Genomic DNA, 18,866 nt, shown 5'->3' with positions numbered 1-18,866 from the left:
GTATCTTGCCAATACTTTTCATCCTTTAGTATCCTGTAATTTTAAAGCAAATTGTTTAAGGAATAATTTACATTTTAAATTTATGAAACTCGAAGCTGTATTTTTTTACCAATTCTTTTCAGTTAAATATTTCCAATATCGTTTCGGAACATGCTGAATGTGCAGTTTTAAATTTTTCCTTTCCACAATATTGGTTTTAAAAAAATACCGTTGCCAAAGCTTTTGATACTGATTTTCTTCATCATGAAATTTCTCTTGATATTTTTTTAGATCCAATTTTTCTTCGGGATAAAAGAAATCACATGTTTCTAGATCATAAAGAAGTCCAAAGTTTCTTCTGAGATCGTAAATCATCCATTTCTGATCCTGATAACGGTCTTTGAAATGCTTTCTGATCAAAGGCAGCACATTAAAATCCGGATCTATTTTAGCGAAAAAAACTTCATCCTGCATTTTTTCAAACCGTACAAAAGCAGTCATTCTGTGTCTTTCCCGACTAACAGATTTTGAAATTTTAGCAATTCTCAAAATATCGTGATCTGCATAATTTTGGAGAATATTTTCCTTGGGATATTTTATAGATTGCCTTACAGCAGACAATATAACTTGATCCAAATCAGGTTCTTCCGATAGAAAAACTTTCACCAATTCATGAATGCCCGACTTGCCTATGTTTCCTTCTAATTTATTTAAAACTCTCTCCGATTTTTCTTGTTGTGTGATCACTTCATGAATTTCAGCAAAAATGTTTTCCTGATGAAATCTTTCTCTGCTCACAATTTCAACATCTTTATACTTATACTCGAAAACTTCGAATATCGCAGTAAAAAGTCCGTCGAAACTACCGTCGTAGAGTAAAGTGGTCATTTTAGGTTGAAGGGTTTTGAAGTTCTAAAGTTTTAGAGTGAACTGATTTGCCAAGTAAGAATTATTAGTGAAATTCGTGAAAAATATTTGTGCTATTTGTGTTTAAAATTACTCTTTATAACAAATCAGTTTTAATTCATCTTCATTAATTTTAAGATAAAACTGACCAACTTTCTCTATTATCAATTTAATTTCTTCTAAATTTTGAATGTTATTAGAATCAACAATTTTTGGGAAAATCAAATATTCAATTTCTTTATATTCAAGCCAGTCACCTAAAGAATTATTGCCCTCAAATCCTCTTTGCCAATAATCAAATTCAAAAATACTGTCTTCATTTAAATACAGCTCTCCAATTCTATCATTCTGAATTTTTTTAAATTGGATTTTCTTGGATTCATGGGCATTGTCTATAATTGCTTCAATTAATCTGATCCACTTAGAATTTGACATCAAATGCTGAGAGAATTGAGAAACTGCTTTTTCAATATCTCTAATTTTCTGTTCATCATATCTTACAGCTTTTTTAGTTCTCATCATTAAAAAAGTGTTAACTGCTGCGAAAACTGATCCTGAAATTTAGAAGTACTTCCACCAATCAATAATTTTTTTAAATTTAAATCCGTTAAATGCCTTAAAAAAACGTTTCCTGCATTAAAATCAATGAAGTATTTTGCACGATTTACTGCTGCTCCAAGCTTTTTCAAATGATCGATCGTCAAAACCTGAAAACGTCTCGCTGAAACAATTTTCTTCGCAGTTTTCACCCCGATTCCCGGAATCCTCAGAATCATCTGATAATCTGCATTCTGAAGATTGATCGGGAATTGATCGAGATGTCTCAAAGCCCAGCTTAATTTAGGATCAACCTCCAAATCTAAAAACGGCATATGCGGATCCAGAATTTCATCAGCTTTAAAACCGTAAAACCTCATCAGCCAATCTGACTGATATAGACGGTTTTCTCGAAGCATAGGAACCGCAGTAGTTAAAGCAGGTAATCTATTATCTTCCAAAACAGGAACATAACCAGAATAATACACTCTTTTAAGATTATAATTTTTATAAAAATGATCGGCAACTTTAATAATCTGTAAATCATTTTCGTTGGTTGCGCCTACAATCATTTGTGTAGATTGACCAGCCGGAGCGAACTTCGGAACTTTTCTGAAGATTTTCTTTTCTTCCTTATATTGGGTAATTCCGCTTTGGATATACTTCATCGGATTGAGCATATCTTGTCGGTTTTTCTCCGGAGCCAATAATTTCAATCCACTTTCTGTCGGAATTTCAATATTAATTGATAATCGGTCAGCATACAAAGCCGCTTCCTGCATCAATAGATCACTTGCACCAGGAATTGATTTTAAATGAATGTATCCGTTAAAATTTTCTTCAAGACGAAGTTTTTTTGCCACACGCACCAAACGTTCCATTGTGGTATCAGCATTTTTGAAAATTCCTGAGCTTAGAAATAATCCTTCAATATAGTTTCTGCGGTAAAAATTAATGGTTAAATCAACCACTTCTTCAACTGTAAAAGCTGCCCTTTTAATATCATTCGAACTTCGTGAAACACAATATGCACAATCGTAAATGCAATGATTGGTTAAGAGAACTTTTAAAAGAGAAACACATCGACCGTCTTCGGTATAGGTGTGACAAATTCCGCTTGCAGAACTATCTCCCAAAGCGCCTTTCTTATTCTTCCTTGAACCTCCGCTAGACGAACATGACACGTCATATTTCGCAGCATCGGCAAGGATTTCTAATTTTTCTTTAAGGCGGTCAAAATTCATTTATTGTAGTTGGAATTTATTATAAATATTCAATTTACTATACAAAACTATGTCCAAAATTGAGAAATATCACTCTTTTTTCAACGAACTTATCCACAATAGGCACAAACAAATTTACTATATTTACCATTATTAATTTATGCGTGAAATCGTAAACGGTCGATTCCACTTTTCTTTATCAAAAATAACTTACTATATGAATCATCAACCGGTAGAAGGTTTTTCTAAACTGACCAAGCAGGAAAAAATTGACTGGCTCGTCAATCAATATCTCCAAGGAAACTCAGATTATCAAAATATACTGAATCAATATTGGAATGAAAATGCAGATCTTCAGAAACTTCATGATGAGTTTTCTGAAAACACCATTTCCAATTTTTATATGCCTTACGGAATTGCACCAAACTTCCTGATCGACGGAAAATTATTGGCTTTACCGATGGCTGTTGAAGAAAGTTCAGTAGTTGCGGCCGCTTCCAAAGCAGCAAAATTCTGGATTGATAAAGGAGGTTTTAAAACGACCATTATCAACACCAAAAAATTAGGTCACACTCATTTCATCATTGATGTAGAATCTCATAAACTTCAGCATTTTTTTAATTTTAAATTAAAGAAAAAATTGTTTGAAGCCACAGAAAGCATAACGGCAAACATGAGAAATCGTGGCGGCGGAATTTTAGAAATAAAGCTGGTGGACAAAACCGCTGAAATGCAAAATTATTACCAATTGAAAGCAAGTTTTGATACCGTTGATTCTATGGGTGCCAACTTCATCAATTCTTGCCTTGAACAATTTGGTAAAACTTTAAAAGAGGAAATTTCTCTGGAAGAAGATTTCACACAGGAAGAAAAAGATTCTTTGCAGGTGGTGATGAATATTCTTTCCAATTTCACTCCGGATTGTATCGTAAGAGCCGAAGTTTCATGTAAAATTGAAGATTTAAAAGATGACAGCGGAATTTCAAACGAAGAATTTGCAAGAAAATTCAAGCAGGCGGTAACGATTGCAGAAATTGAACCTTTTCGTGCAACGACTCATAACAAAGGAATTATGAACGGAGTTGATGCCGTAGTCATCGCAACCGGAAACGATTTCAGAGCAACCGAAGCTTGTGCACATGCTTACGCAGCAAGAGACGGAAAATATTCTTCACTGACGCATTGCACGATTGACAATGGAATTTTCAGATTCTGGATAGATCTTCCAATTTCCGTAGGTGTTGTCGGTGGCTTAACGAATCTTCATCCTTTGGTAAAATTCTCTTTAGCATTGCTTGGAAAACCTTCTGCTCAGGAATTGATGAGTATTTTGGCGGTTTCAGGATTGGCTCAGAATTTTGGAGCACTGAGATCTTTGGTAACCACAGGAATTCAGAAAGGTCACATGAAAATGCATTTATTTAATATTTTAAATCAAATGGGAGCAACGGAAGCGGAAAAGCAACATTTTGTGACCTACTTTAAAGATAAAACAGTGAGTCATCATGAGGTGATTGCGGAATTAAATAAACTAAGAAGTATATAAATTTTGAAGAAAATATTTTTATTATCAGCAATTACCATGTTTGCGTTTGGATTTTCTCAACAAAATGTAAGCATTACAAATCTACAACCCAAAACAGATATAAGCGTTTTTCCTTTAGTTTCTATTACAAATAACAAAAAAGCAGAAGAGAAAATTAATACTTTTCTGCAAGTTTCCCATCTGGAAAATATACCCAACTCAAAGAAAAATCCTTTTGTTTATACTGAGTCAGAAAAACTTATTTATGGAGAACCTATGCATTTTTATGAATGGAAAAAGCTAAACACTCCAAAAAACATTTTAAGTTTATCTATTTTGGGTGAATCTATTGATGGAACCCCCATAAAGTTTAATCTGTATAAAAATTTTGATGCGAGAACAGGAAATCTAATCAGTAACACAGATTTATTTCAAGAAAATTCTGTTTCTACTGTAGAAAAACTGATTGAAAGTAAAATTAAGAAAAAAATTGATGATTTTTTAAAAGAAATAACAGCTAAAAAAAATCCTGACAAAAACACCAAATTACAGATAGAAATTTACGAAACCTGTATCACAGACAACATTTTAATGTATTTGGATTACTATTTTGAGAATCAATCTATAACTTTTATGGCTCCAAGATGTGCTAATAATTTACCAAATTTGGATATTTTGGGCACATTTTACATTTCGTTTTCCAACAAAGAATTGGAATCTTATTTTTCCGAATATGCCAAAAATTTGCTTTCGAATAATGAAAATGCTATTCCAACTAAAAATTTAAATTATAAATTATATAAAGGAAAAATAGAGGGTAAAAATCCTATCACATTTCTTTTTAGTACAATTAATGAAGACGGTTCTTTTTCTGCTATTTATTGGACAGATGACGAAAAAAAATTAAATACTTGGGATGGAAATTTTACAGGAAATCATATCTCAATAATTGAAAAAGATTCATTTGATGATAAAACAAGAAAATGGATTACTAAAAGCACTATCGAAATGGATCTAACACAAAATAAAATGTCTGGAACTTGGCAAGATTTTAAAACAAAAAAATATTTAAAAATAGAATTAGAAGAATTATAAAATGAAAACAATTACTTTAGTCTTCGGCGCTGTTTACGGAATGTTATCCGTAATTTTAGGTGCTTTCGGAGCACACGCTTTAAAGAAAATTTTATCTGTAGAAAGACTGGAGAGTTTTGAGACAGGAGTAAGATATCAAATGTACGCCGCTTTCTTTTTGCTGATTGCAGGTTATATTTTAAAATTTGATACTTCATCTCAAAAATGGATTTCCATATTGATGATTGTGGGAACAATACTATTCTCATTTAGTATTTACGGCTTGAGTTTACAGGATTATTTAGGAGCAAACCTGAAATTTTTAGGACCTATTACTCCTCTTGGTGGATTATTTATGATCTTGAGTTGGGGAATGTTGATTTTTTATTTTGTAAAGAATAGAATCTAATATCTTCAACAATATATTTCAAAAAACAAAACAGTTTCTGGTTTAAATTTCAGACAAAATCATGTAAGTTTTAATTTTTATCCTAATAATCTTGAACTTCCGTGTCTTTTTATTAAATTTGTCAATCTTTAAAAATTAAAATATAATAATAAAAATAATATGAATCTTCACGAGTATCAATCAAAAGAGATTTTATCAAAGTACGGAGTAGCAATACAACGTGGTTTCGTAGCTAATAATGTAGACGAAGCTGTAGCTGCTGCTGAAAAACTTACTGCAGAAACCGGAGCTCAGGCTTGGGTTGTAAAAGCACAAATTCACGCAGGTGGTCGTGGTAAAGGTGGCGGTGTAAAGTTTTCTCCGAACATGGATAAGTTGAAAGAAAACGCTCAAAACATCATCGGAATGCAATTGATCACGCCTCAGACTTCTGCTGAAGGTAAATTGGTAAATTCTGTATTGGTAGCAGAGGATGTATATTATCCGGGAGAATCTGAAACTAAAGAATTTTATGTTTCTATTCTTTTAGACAGAGCTGAAGGTAAAAATACAATCGTATATTCTACTGAAGGTGGTATGGACATTGAGCACGTTGCTGAAGTAACGCCTCACTTGATTCACAACGAATTGATCGATCCTACTTTGGGTCTTCAAGGTTTCCAGGCTAGAAAAATTGCTTTCAACCTAGGTCTTGAAGGAAATGCGTTCAAAGAATTCACAAAATTCATTACTTCTTTATACAATGCGTATGTAGGAATTGATGCATCTTTATTCGAAATCAATCCGGTTTTGAAAACTTCTGACAACAAAATTATCGCTGTAGATGCTAAAGTAACTCTAGATGGTAACTCATTGTTCCGTCACAAAGATCTTGAAGCCCTTAGAGATACAAGAGAAGAAGATCCTTTAGATGTTGAAGCTGGTGAAGCGGGTCTTAACTTCGTAAAGCTTGACGGTAACGTTGCTTGTATGGTAAACGGAGCTGGTCTTGCAATGGCTACTATGGATATCATTAAATTATCTGGTGGTAACCCTGCAAACTTCTTAGACGTTGGTGGTACTGCTGATGCTGCAAGAGTACAGACTGCTTTTGAAATTATCTTGAGAGATCAGAACGTGAAAGCAATCTTGATCAACATCTTCGGAGGTATCGTAAGATGTGACAGAGTTGCACAAGGTGTTGTAGATGCTTACCACGCTATGGGAAGCCTTCCAGTTCCATTGATCGTAAGATTGCAAGGAACTAATGCTGTAGAAGCTAAAAGATTAATTGACGAGTCTGGTCTTCCGGTACACTCTGCAATTACTTTAGAAGAAGCAGCTAACAAAGTAAAAGAAGTTTTAGCTTAATATTTAAGTAAACTTTATAAATACAGAATCCGTTTTCGAAAGAAAGCGGATTTTTTTTATCATTTTTCACAAAAAAACCATTTAAATAAGATTTAAATGGCACATTGAAACATAAACTTCTCATCATTAAGTTATGAAATGTGTTTCTCAATCATTTCAAAACTCGGTATATCTTATTAGTAGTGTAGAGATAAAAATTAAAATAAAACGAAGAAAAACTATTTAAAGAATAAGTTTTCATGGTTATTAGTTCACACAAAGGTTCTAAATTATTTAATATAAAAAAATACCACTTAAGGCGTATTTTTAAGGAAAATTAACTAAATTCAATTACTAAATCACCATCATGAAAAAAACCGAGAAAAAACATCCGCTCATAGACGTCTGGAATATTTATCCCGGAACCCGAAGAAGCGATAAAATATTAGAGAAACCTTCTATAGAGCGTATTATCGGAGAGATGTTTGCTATCGGAGAATACTATTATTACGTTTTAAATCTCAACAACAGTACTATTACGAATCATCACGAAAGCATTCTCAAAATTCATGGGTTAAAAAACTACCCTTTACATCTCAAAGAACTCATTGATCTTATTCATCCAGACGACATTCCATTTGTTATAAAAGCTGAACAAATTGTAGTCAATAAAATTCTTGAGATTGGTAAAGAATTTCAACTCTATTTAAAACCAAGCTACTGCTTCAGAATGAAAACGGCCAAAGGAAATTATGAGCTTTTTCATCATCAGGCGATTCATACTTTTGAAGATGAAAATAAACATTTGGTACAGTCCATCAACATACACACCAACATCCAGCACATTACAAGTGAGAATTCTTATACCGTTTTGATTACAGGAATTGAGCCTAGAAAAGATTTCCATCAGATTAAAATTAATCAAAATTTACTTTCATCTTCAACGCAAGAAAACAATCTCACCAAACGAGAAACCGAGGTTTTATCTTTCATTGCAAAAGGCTATTCAGGAAAAGAAATTTCCTCTATCTTAATACTTTCAGAACATACCATTCGTACCCACAGAAGAAATATTTTAAGCAAAACTAATTGCAGGAACAGTAAAGAACTGGTGAAAAAAGCTTTTGATTTTGGATTAATCTAATCAAGCTTCAATTTAAAACTGACAAATCTCACGATATTATTTCGGCGTAAAACGTGTACCTTTATCAATGATGGAAGAGCATACTTTACAACCAAGATTTAAAGATTCACAACATTTCAAAGATTTTTGGACAACAGGAAACGGAAAGCAGCTGATTGATCTTTCAGGAGCCGAAGTCAGCTTCAAGGACTTTGATAAATTCTCTTATTTCTTTTATCATGTAGACGAAATTGGTGATGACGTTGTAAAAGATGTTTATTTCACCAAAAAATACAACGAAGCTTCAAGAGAGATTGAAAACTACATCCGAAACGGAGTTTCAGACAACGATGATGTTCCGGAAAGTGTAAAAAAACTTTTTCAGCAAACACAAGCCCTACCCGATTGGCTTGATTTAAGTTTAATTAAAAAAGGTGCCGAGCTTTGCATGCGCTGCAATCTGGATTCTTTGATTTCCCTTCGTGATTACTGTCTGATTGGCGGCTATGATTACGCTTACCTCAACAAACCGTTAATTGTCACAGAAGCATTGAAAAAAGGTGCAGTAAAAAGACTTTCGGAAACGTTGGATTTTTGGGTCAATGTGACAAGATATGATGCTTTAGAAATTCATAAAAAAGGATATGAATTTGCCATTAAAACGAGACTAATTCATTCTTACGCAAGACTTTCTATCAAAAAACATTATAAAAACTGGGATAAAGAAAATTGGGGCGAACCCATCAATTCCTGGGATATGATGGCGACTTACATTGGTTTCAGCTTGGTATTTCAGCATAGTCTTCACAAGTTAGGAAATACCATATCCGAAGAGGAAGAAAAAGGTCATTTCCACCTTTGGAAATACGTCGGCTACCTTTTAGGAATTCCCGAAGTGCTTTTACCAAACAATAAAAAAGAAGCAACAGAGTACTTTTATTTATGGACTTCTGTACAACCTTCGTCTGATAGTGATTCGGTTTTGCTTGCGCATTCTTTATTAAATGAATCGCTGGAAAATCCGATATTAAAATATGAGTTTCAAAGAAAAAATCTAAGGTATCTGCATATTTGCTGTACTTGGTATTTATTGGGTGATGACGTTTGCAAAAGACTTCATATCCCTGATGTGCCTTTCAAAAAAGGTTTCCCTACTACGAAAAGAATCATCAATAAAATATACGATTCTACCGTAAGCCGTGAAGCCAGAATTAAAAAAGGAAATAAAGATCAAATGAAGGTCTTGTCAGATTACCTAAGTATTACCCAGAATTCGAATTTTCATTAATTTTTTCAGAAGCTTACTACCGCTTTCACTACTCGCTTTTCTCTGTTTCGGCGGCTTTGCCGCCGCCGAAACAGAGAAAGAGCTCAAACAAGCCGTTCAATCGGGGCTAAAAACCAACCATCTTCGGTCGAAGGCCGAACCACCACCTCCAAGAAAAGGGATCCTCTATCATAAGCAATCTGTGATTATAATTTCTTCATTTAGTATTTAATTTAAAGCAAAAACTTTATCATTTTTTAACGCTAAAAACAATTTCCAAAAACAAATAATATTAGCTTTTGAAATTAAAATTATGTAATTTTGATAAATTATTATAATACAAAATGAGCAACTTAGAAGATAAGAAAAAAGCATTGGCATTAGTGCTTGATAAACTAGATAAAACATACGGAAAAGGAACGGTAATGACGTTGGGAGACAGTGCGATTGACACAACCATCGAAGTTATTCCTTCGGGATCATTAGGATTAGACATCGCGTTGGGCGTTGGCGGATATCCAAGAGGAAGAATCATTGAGATCTACGGACCAGAATCTTCAGGTAAAACAACATTAACTTTACATGCAATCGCAGAAGCTCAAAAAGCAGGCGGAATTGCAGCTTTCATTGATGCTGAGCACGCTTTCGACAGAGGGTACGCAGGAAAATTAGGAATCGATCTTGAAAACCTGATTATTTCTCAGCCGGACAACGGTGAGCAGGCTTTGGAAATCGCAGATAACTTAATTCGTTCAGGCGCAATTGATATCGTTGTGATTGACTCGGTAGCAGCATTGACTCCAAAAGCAGAGATTGAAGGTGAAATGGGAGATTCTAAAATGGGTCTTCATGCAAGATTGATGTCTCAGGCTTTGAGAAAATTAACAGCTACGATTTCAAGAACAAAATGTACCGTAATTTTCATCAACCAGTTGAGAGAAAAAATCGGGGTAATGTTCGGAAACCCTGAAACAACTACCGGTGGTAACGCATTGAAATTCTACGCTTCAGTAAGAGTTGACATCAGAAAAGCAAGTGCACCAATCAAAAATGGTGACGAAGCAGTTGGTAGCCGTGTGAAAGTGAAAATTGTGAAGAACAAAGTAGCTCCACCTTTCAAAATGGCAGAATTTGACATCATGTACGGTGAAGGAGTTTCTAAAACTGGAGAAATCTTAGATGCAGCTGTTGATTTGGGAATTGTAAAGAAAAGCGGTTCTTGGTTCAGCTATGGCGAAACTAAATTGGGTCAAGGTCGTGACGGTGTAAGAGATTTGTTGAAAGACAATCCTGAACTGGCTGAAGAGCTTGAAAACAAAGTAAAAGAAGAAATCATCAACAACAAAAAGTAATTTGTTTTGATTGAAATACAAAAGACAGCTGAAAGGCTGTCTTTTTTTGTTTTATAAAGAAGGTTTAAAGAAAACTTGTATAGCCTTTGACTACGATTATGCAGTATTCTTTATTTCGTAACATATATTGAACTGAACTATTGAATATGTTTTATTCGGAGAAATTGATGATAAAAAAATGCCAATCTGTCACTTTCCGTTCAATGGTATTTTTTTTGAGAATTGATAATCAAATTTAAAAATTAAATACAATGACAAAAGGAAATATCAATGTTTCGGTGGAAAATATCTTTCCACTAATTAAAAAATTTCTTTACAGCGACCACGAAATATTTTTAAGAGAATTAATTTCAAACGCAACCGATGCAACTTTAAAATTAAAACACTTAACCAACATTGGTGAAGCAAAAGTAGATTACGGAAATCCTAAAATCGAGGTAAAAATCGATAAGGAAAACAAAAAATTGCACATCATCGACCAAGGTCTGGGAATGACTGGCGAAGAGGTTGAAAAATACATCAATCAGGTGGCGTTTTCCGGAGCCGAAGAATTTCTGGACAAGTATAAAGACTCTGCTAAAGATTCAGGAATTATAGGCCATTTCGGTTTAGGTTTCTACTCTGCTTTTATGGTGGCTGAACAAGTTGAAATCCTTACTAAATCTTATCGTGACGAAAATCCCGCAGTTCGTTGGATCTGCGACGGAAGTCCTGAATTTAGTTTAGAAGAAACTAGTGACAAAACTGACAGAGGAACGGAAATTATTCTTCACATTGCAGAAGATTCATTAGAATTTTTAGAAGAAAATAAAATCCGTGAATTGTTGACGAAATACAACAAATTCATGCCAGTTCCAATCAAATTCGGAACAAAAACTGAAACACTTCCTTTACCTGAGGGTGCTGCGGAAGATGCCGTTGCAGAAACGGTTGAGGTAGATAATATCGTTAATAACCCTACTCCGGCTTGGACGAAATCTCCAAGCGAATTAAAGGATGAAGACTATAAAGCATTTTACCATGAGCTGTATCCGATGCAGTTTGAGGAGCCTTTATTTAATATTCACTTGAATGTTGATTATCCATTTAATTTGACGGGAGTTTTGTATTTCCCGAAATTGGCGAACAATTTAAACATCGAAAAAGATAAAATTCAATTATATCAAAATCAGGTTTTCGTAACTGATGAGGTGAAAGGAATTGTTCCTGACTTTTTGATGTTGTTGAGAGGTGTGATTGATTCTCCGGATATTCCGTTGAATGTTTCTCGTTCGTATTTGCAAGCGGACGGTGCGGTGAAGAAAATCTCTTCGTACATCACGAAAAAAGTGGGCGACAAAATGGCGTCATTAATCAACGAAAACCGTGAAGATTACGACAAAAAATGGAATGACATCAAAATCGTTATCGAATACGGAATGATTTCTGAAGATAAGTTCTTCGAAAAATCTGACAAATTTGCATTGTATCCTACGACGGATGGTAAATATTTCCTTTGGAACGAATTGGAAGAAAAAATCAAACTAAATCAAACCGATAAAGACGGAAATTTAGTGATTCTTTATGCTACTAATGCCGATGAACAGCACTCTTACATCCAATCTGCGAAAGATAAAGGGTACGAAGTTATTCTTTTAGATTCTCCAATTGTTCCTCATTTAATTCAAAAATTAGAAACTTCAAAAGAGAAAATTTCTTTTGCAAGAGTTGATGCAGATCACATTAATAATTTGATTAAAAAAGACGAACCTGCAATTTCTAAATTAAATGAAACTGAAAAAGAAACCTTAAAGAAAAACGTTGAAGAGTCGATTAATGACAAGAAATTCACCGTTCAACTTGAAGATTTAGACAGTACAGATGCACCCTTCACGATTACCCAACCGGAATTTATGCGTAGAATGAAAGATATGCAAGCAACCGGCGGTGGCGGAATGTTCGGAATGGGCGGCTTCCCGGAAATGTATAATCTGGTGGTGAATTCTAACAGTGAATTTGCAACTAAAATTTTGGCTAATGAAAATACTGAGGAGAAAAGTTCTCAGATTAAATACGCTTTGGATTTGGCGAAACTATCTCAGAATTTATTGAAAGGAAAAGAGTTGACAGACTTCATCCAGAGAAGTTACAAGCAATTGGAAAAGTAAATTAAACTAATTTATATTGAAGCTCGGAACGACTAAGTCGTTCCGAGTTTTTTTATGAAAAAATTAGTCACAGAAATAGTAAATTTGGATTTGCAAAAAAAACATGGATAAGTTCAGCTTTTTAGAAATCACTGCTTGTATTGGAATTTTCGTCATTCTATTTCTTGCCTTGTTTTTGCTGACCGTGAAAACGAAACATAAATTAGGAAACGGACTTTTCGCTATTTTTCTTATCGGAAATGCCCTAGATGCATTAAAATTTTTGATGCGAGAATTTCCGGTTAATTATATCAATCTTGAGGCATTTCGCTGGAGCTTTGTGTATTTGGTTCCGGCATTGTTTTACCTTTATACATTATCCGTCTGCTATTCTAATTTCCGTTTAAAAAAGAAACATATATTGCATGCAATTCCATTCGTTGCTTACAATTTGTATCTGATGTGGGGAATTTATTTTGTAGATAGACCTTCTAAAATCCAGTTTATTAATGGCATGAATGATATGCCTTTGATGCAGTTTTTTCAGTTTCTTTTTGAATGTATGTTTCAAGTTTATTTTATTGCTTCATTTTTGGTGATTAGAAAATCTAAAACGGTTTATCTTCAGAATTATACGAATCCAAATATTTCTGTACTCAATGCCCTACATAAAATAACAATTCTCTACTACTTTCTGCATTTCATAGTTCTTGTAAGATGGTTGGTCACTTTTATCTTCGGTTCAGGCGAAATTCGGGTATGGGTTGTAACACTTGATGGGTTTGCATTTTTAATTTGTACTTGTTGGTATTTATTTGAAGCATTAAATAATCCGGAATTTTTTCGAGGTGTAAATTCACAGTTAAAAGTAATCGAAGAAATTATCCCGAAACAAAAATCTTCCCCTTCAATTGATGATGAAAAAAATAAACAGATAGAATTTCTAAAAGATTTTATGATTAAAAATGAACCCTATTTGGATTCATCGTTGACTATTCAGGATTTGGCAGAGCAGGTGAAAATGCCGGTCAAAGATTTATCCGCTTTGATTAATCTGTATATGAACAAACATTTTTTTGATTTCATTAATGAATATCGAATCGAAAAAGCCAAGGAAATATTGAAAGATTCTTCCCAAAAAGACCTGACAATTTTGGAAATTCTCTATCAGGTTGGTTTCAATTCTAAATCTTCGTTCAGCACTTCTTTTAAAAAACATACGGGAAAAACGCCTACTGAGTTTCGAAAAAATTCATTTTAAGTATTTAATTTACTGAAAAATGGGTTCGACTTTTTTTAATCGGTCGTGTTCTAAGACGTTTTAAAGCATCTTTGCAGAAAGATTTTAAACAATCAATCAAATCCTGCCTCCAAAAAATTAATTAAAATGAAAAACAGACTTTTCTTATTATTCCTAACTGTTTTATTTACAAATGTTCTTTTAGCCCAAGAATTAAATAATCCAAAAGAAACAAAGAAGCTACATCAAAATTCGACTGAACAAAAATCAGAAATCAATCAAATTAATTCCTTAATGACAAAATCTTACGAAAGAGGTTTGTTCAATGGAAATGTTCTTATCGTTAGAAATGATAAAATAATCTATCAAAAATCATTTGGTTTTACCGATGAAACGAAACAAACTAAGCTAAACAACAAGTCAATATTTAACATTGGCTCTATTGCAAAGGAATTTAATGCTGTTGCAATAATGATTTTGGTGGAACGTGGTATTCTCAATCTGGATGACCCGATTTCCAAATTTAATTTGGGATTACCAAAATGGGCAGAAAAAGTCACCATTCGACATTTGATAAATTACGCCAGCGGAATTCCTAAAATAGAGTCTGGGCTAAATCCGGTAAGTGATGCAGATGCGTGGAAGATTTTGAGAAGCAGTGATAATTTATTGTTTGAACCTGGAACAAGTTACAAATACGATAACGGCAATGTGTTTTTGCAAAGAAGAATCATTGAAAAGCTAACCGGAATGTCATTCCAAGAATTTGTCATTAAAAACATTGTTAAACCTTTGAAAATGACAAATTCAGTTTTTGACCCAAAATTGGGTTATAAAAACCGAACGTCTTGTTATGATATGGACAATGTACGATGTTCGGAAATGAATTTCATTAGTGGATGGCTTTGGGTAGACATCAATGATTTCTATAAATGGATTGAGGCTATGAACTCTAATCGTTTAATTTCCAAAGAATCCTTTCAAACTTTGTTGAATAATCCATACGCAAAAGATGAAGGTGGTTCACTTGGCAGATACTTTGAAAAAGATGAACTACAGAGACACAATGGCGTATCATATAAATTTGAATCCATCTTTTTAAACGATTTTAAAAATAATATTACGATAATTCTAGTGTCCAATAATCTAAATAGAGTTTGGGATTTAGGATATACTATTCACAATTTAATGTTAGGGAAAGAGTACGAAATTCCTAAAAAATCTGTTTATCAAGCGATAAGAAAGGAATCTCTCGATAATGTAAATACAGCGATAGCGACATACTATTTACTCAAGAAAAATTCTAAAAATGAATATAGCTTTGAAAACCCAGGTGAACTGAATAAATTAGGATATGAATTATTAAGAGGTGGCAAAAATAATGAATCAATAGAAATATTTAAATTGGCTACAAAAGAGTTTCCTAAAGATGCCAATCTCTTCGATAGTTTAGGAGAAGCCTATTTTGCAAATAAGCAATATGATTTGGCATTAGATAGCTATAACAAAGCAATAAGTCTTGGTGGAACCAACGGTAATGCAGAAAAAATGATAGAAAAAATCGGAAAGGAAATCGGAAAGTAAAAACCTTCCCGAATGTAACAAACATTTTTCTGAGTTGTCTTATTAATTAGAAATCAATTATTCCCAAATGAAAAAACTAAGCTTCATAATCATACTCTTTTTATCACTTAATACTTTCGCACAAAGCGTAAATTCAAATGTCGATGAAATCATTAGTCGTGAAATGAAAGAAAGACGAATTCCTGGATTGCAATTGGCTGTTGTTCAAAATGGCAAAATTGTTTTGAGTAAATCTTACGGAATTGCAAATATCCAAGATAATATCCCAGTAAAAAACACGACTATTTTTCCAATTAATTCAAATACAAAAATTTTCACTGGTGTTTCTGTAATGCAATTGGTAGAACAAGGCAAGATAGAACTCAATGCGCCTTTCAAAAAATATCTGAATGATTTACCTTCAGAATGGCAAAATATAACGGTTGATCAATTGTTGACGCACATTTCTGGTTTGCCAGAAATCCTAGAACTTCTTGACCCTCTCACAGGTAGCATAGGCTCGTTAAAAACCGAACATGCCATTTGGGACAAACTGAAAACACTTCCGTTAGAATTTAAAACAGGCGAACAATTCAGTTATAATCAAACCAATTATTATTTATTAGGAAAGATTATCGAAAAAGTTAGTCATCAATCATTTTCGGATAATTTCGAAAAGAAGCAGTTTGAAGTTGTTGGGATGAAACACACATTATTTGGAGATTCCAGAGATTTGATTCCGCAATTTGCGCCTACTTATCGTTACAGAAATTTATTTGACGGCAAAAGAACTGATGATAAATTGGTAAATAATTATACTGAATTTCCTGATTTCACAAGAACCGGAGCGGGAATCAACAGTACAGCTGAAGATATGGCAAACTGGGTAATTGCTTTGCAAAGTGGTCAATTATTTCAAAAATCTGCAACATTAGATTTGATGTGGTCGCCAAGCAAATTCAACAATGGAAATCCGACCAACTGGACACGAGGTTGGGGAATTGCAAAATTTAGAAAAAACCACAAAGCAATAGGAATGTCTGGCGGAAACAGATCTGCTTTGTTGATTTATCCGGATGATAAATTGGCAATAATTGTTTTGACCAACTTAGGCGGAAGTGCTCCTGAAGATTTTTTGGAAGAGATTGCAGGATGTTACAATGCGGATATTTTAGAAGCCGATCCTTTAACTTTTTTGAGGAAAAACCTGCGAGAAATTGGATTTGATAAAGCGATTGATTTTACAGAAAAGACAAAAAAGAAAAATCCCGAATTTGATCCACAAGAAGTAGAATTGAATAATTGGGCTTACAGAATGATGGCAAATAATCAGCAAACTGAAGCTTCAGAAGTTTTCAAGCTTAATGTTCATTTGTTTCCCAATAGTTGGAACGCTTATGATAGTTATGGCGAAGTATTATTAAAAACAGGAAATAAAAATATGGCAGTCGAAATGTATAAAAAATCGATTAAATTAAATCCTGAGAATGAAAATGGAAAACAAATGCTTTTGAAAATTGAGAAAGAAATTGGGAAATAAAAACCGTCTCAAAATGCAATAAATCATTGTGTAAACTGTCTTATTAAATAGAAAATCAATTATTTTTAAATGAAAAAACTAAACCTAATCCTCCTTCTTTTTTTATCGCTCAACACTTTTGCGCAAAGTGTAAACGATAAAATCGAAATTTTAGAAAACAATCTCAATTATTGGGACAAATCGAAAACCAAAAGAGTGCCTTTAAAAGACAGAATGGCTTTCTACAAAGCCAACGCTGTAAGTATTGCCGTTATCAAAAATTTTAAAATCGAATGGGTGAAAGCTTACGGTTTTGCAGACGTTTCTGAAAAGAGAATTGCAACGCCAGAAACACTTTTCCAAGCGGCTTCTATCAGCAAATCTATCAACAGTCTTGGGATTCTAAAATTGGTTCAGGAAGGAAAATTAGGTTTGGATGACGACGTTAATAATTATCTTAAAACTTGGAAATTCCCGTATGATGCAACTTCAAATGGTAAAAAAATTACAATTGCTAATTTGCTATCTCACAAAGCTGGATTGTCTGTACACGGATTTGGTGGTTACAAAAAAGGGGAAGAATTGCCTACGACAATACAGATTCTTGATGGACTGAAACCTTCTAATTCTAGCGCAGTTCGTTCTATTTTTGAGCCTTCTACAAAGTTTCAATATTCCGGCGGTGGAACTACGATTTCTCAATTAATCCTTGAAAATACGACAGGAGAAAAGTACGAAGATTATATGCTGAAAAACGTTTTGATTCCACTGGGAATGAGCAACAGTTCTTACAATCAACCTCCTTCTAAAGACAAAGAAAACTTGCTTGCAACGGCTTATGAGAACGGAAAAGAAGTGAAAGGAAAATACCATATTTACCCTGAAAAAGCAGCGGCTGGTTTATGGACAAACCCAACAGATTTAGCCAATTATATTATCGAAACGCAACTGTCTTTATTAGGAAAATCGAATAAAATTTTGTCTAAAGAACTATCCGTAAAAAGAGTAGATCATAATCTTGGCGTATTTTTGAATGATTTTAAAGGCACAAAATATTTCGGTCACAGCGGTGGAAATGAAGGTTTTGTTTGTCATTATGTTGGAAGCCTTGAGGATGGAAACGGGATCGTCGTAATGACAAATGGAAGCAATATGAAGCTTGTGGAAGAAATAGTTTCAAGTATTGCAAGTTTGAATCAATGGAAAAATTATCCTTTGGAACCGATTAAAGAATCTATTGCCTTGGCTATCAAAAAAGAATGTAAAAAAAATATCGATAAAGGTATTCAACTCTACAAAAATCTTAAGAAAACTCAACTCAATCAATACAATTTCTCTAATGAAGGTGAATTGAATTCTTTAGGCTACAAGTTTTTACAAAACCATAAAATAGATTCTGCAATCAAAATTTTCAGTTTGAATGTTTCTGAATTTCCAAATTCAGCAAATGTTTACGACAGTCGTGGTGAAGCTTATTTTAATAAAAAAGAATATTTGACTTCGAGAAAAGATTATCAAAAGGTTTTAGAGCTTGAACCTGCAAACCAAAATGCTAAGGAAATGCTTTCAAAGATTGACGAAATTTTGAAAAAGAAATAATAGTCGTTGAAATTTTCAACGTTAAAAGATAGTATCGGGGGGGGGGGGGGGGGGGGGCCCAAACGGGTATAATTTTATAAAAAATAAAAAAAAAA

At 33.5% G+C, this 18,866-nt stretch carries 15 protein-coding genes; 12 read left to right on the top strand and 3 right to left on the bottom strand.

Features of this window, described 5'->3' with window-relative positions; genetic code table 11:
- Nucleotides 1-105: 105 nt before the first annotated feature.
- The 3 genes from MQX03_RS11155 to MQX03_RS11145 form a co-directional block, all read right to left on the bottom strand.
- The gene (locus tag MQX03_RS11155; protein ID WP_242803228.1) at nt 106-867 is read right to left on the bottom strand and encodes a TIGR03915 family putative DNA repair protein; all 762 of its coding nucleotides are present in this window, start codon (nt 865-867) and stop codon (nt 106-108) included.
- A gap of 108 nt (nt 868-975) precedes the next feature.
- Complete coding sequence (locus MQX03_RS11150; RefSeq protein WP_242803227.1) at nt 976-1,407, bottom strand: hypothetical protein; 432 nt, start codon at nt 1,405-1,407, stop codon at nt 976-978.
- Nucleotides 1,407-2,666 carry a putative DNA modification/repair radical SAM protein gene (locus MQX03_RS11145; RefSeq protein ID WP_242803226.1) on the bottom strand — a complete coding sequence of 420 codons (1,260 nt, stop codon included), beginning with the start codon at nt 2,664-2,666 and terminating at the stop codon, nt 1,407-1,409. Before MQX03_RS11145 ends, MQX03_RS11150 begins: the two co-directional genes overlap by 1 nt.
- 139 nt (nt 2,667-2,805) lie before the next feature.
- Between MQX03_RS11145 and MQX03_RS11140 the strand changes: the two genes are divergently transcribed.
- From MQX03_RS11140 to MQX03_RS11085, 12 genes are all read left to right on the top strand, one after another.
- Nucleotides 2,806-4,191, top strand: coding sequence for a hydroxymethylglutaryl-CoA reductase, degradative (locus MQX03_RS11140; protein WP_262916936.1), 1,386 nt, complete (start codon nt 2,806-2,808; stop codon nt 4,189-4,191).
- A 3-nt stretch (nt 4,192-4,194) separates the two neighbouring features.
- The gene (locus MQX03_RS11135; protein ID WP_242803224.1) at nt 4,195-5,265 is read left to right on the top strand and encodes a hypothetical protein; all 1,071 of its coding nucleotides are present in this window, start codon (nt 4,195-4,197) and stop codon (nt 5,263-5,265) included.
- A gap of 1 nt (nt 5,266) precedes the next feature.
- Nucleotides 5,267-5,653, top strand: coding sequence for a DUF423 domain-containing protein (locus MQX03_RS11130; protein ID WP_242803223.1), 387 nt, complete (start codon nt 5,267-5,269; stop codon nt 5,651-5,653).
- Nucleotides 5,654-5,812: 159 nt separating this feature from the next.
- Complete coding sequence (gene sucC, locus MQX03_RS11125; protein ID WP_242803222.1) at nt 5,813-7,003, top strand: ADP-forming succinate--CoA ligase subunit beta; 1,191 nt, start codon at nt 5,813-5,815, stop codon at nt 7,001-7,003.
- A gap of 346 nt (nt 7,004-7,349) precedes the next feature.
- Nucleotides 7,350-8,126: a response regulator transcription factor gene (locus MQX03_RS11120; RefSeq protein WP_242803221.1), complete on the top strand. Its 777-nt coding sequence runs from the start codon at nt 7,350-7,352 to the stop codon at nt 8,124-8,126.
- A gap of 67 nt (nt 8,127-8,193) precedes the next feature.
- Nucleotides 8,194-9,393, top strand: a complete 1,200-nt coding sequence (locus tag MQX03_RS11115; RefSeq protein ID WP_242803220.1) for an oxygenase MpaB family protein — start codon at nt 8,194-8,196, stop codon at nt 9,391-9,393.
- 323 nt (nt 9,394-9,716) lie between these two features.
- Nucleotides 9,717-10,724, top strand: a complete 1,008-nt coding sequence (recA, locus tag MQX03_RS11110) for a recombinase RecA (protein WP_242803219.1) — start codon at nt 9,717-9,719, stop codon at nt 10,722-10,724.
- 251 nt (nt 10,725-10,975) lie between these two features.
- Nucleotides 10,976-12,871, top strand: a complete 1,896-nt coding sequence (gene htpG, locus MQX03_RS11105; RefSeq protein WP_242803218.1) for a molecular chaperone HtpG — start codon at nt 10,976-10,978, stop codon at nt 12,869-12,871.
- Between the two features lie 103 nt (nt 12,872-12,974).
- On the top strand, nt 12,975-14,111 hold the full coding sequence (locus MQX03_RS11100; RefSeq protein WP_242803217.1) for a helix-turn-helix domain-containing protein: 1,137 nt from the start codon (nt 12,975-12,977) through the stop codon (nt 14,109-14,111).
- A gap of 126 nt (nt 14,112-14,237) precedes the next feature.
- Entirely contained in the window at nt 14,238-15,674 is a 1,437-nt protein-coding gene (locus MQX03_RS11095) for a serine hydrolase domain-containing protein (RefSeq protein WP_242803216.1), read from the top strand.
- 67 nt (nt 15,675-15,741) lie between these two features.
- Complete coding sequence (locus MQX03_RS11090; RefSeq protein ID WP_242803215.1) at nt 15,742-17,193, top strand: serine hydrolase domain-containing protein; 1,452 nt, start codon at nt 15,742-15,744, stop codon at nt 17,191-17,193.
- Nucleotides 17,194-17,262: 69 nt separating this feature from the next.
- The gene (locus MQX03_RS11085) at nt 17,263-18,771 is read left to right on the top strand and encodes a serine hydrolase domain-containing protein (protein ID WP_242803214.1); all 1,509 of its coding nucleotides are present in this window, start codon (nt 17,263-17,265) and stop codon (nt 18,769-18,771) included.
- Nucleotides 18,772-18,866: the final 95 nt, after the last annotated feature.

Source organism: Chryseobacterium aahli (assembly GCF_022699665.1).
Taxonomy (GTDB): Bacteria; Bacteroidota; Bacteroidia; order Flavobacteriales; family Weeksellaceae; genus Chryseobacterium; species Chryseobacterium aahli.
The sequence above is the reverse complement of the archived record's forward strand: the minus strand, read 5'-3'. Positions and strand labels throughout refer to the sequence as shown.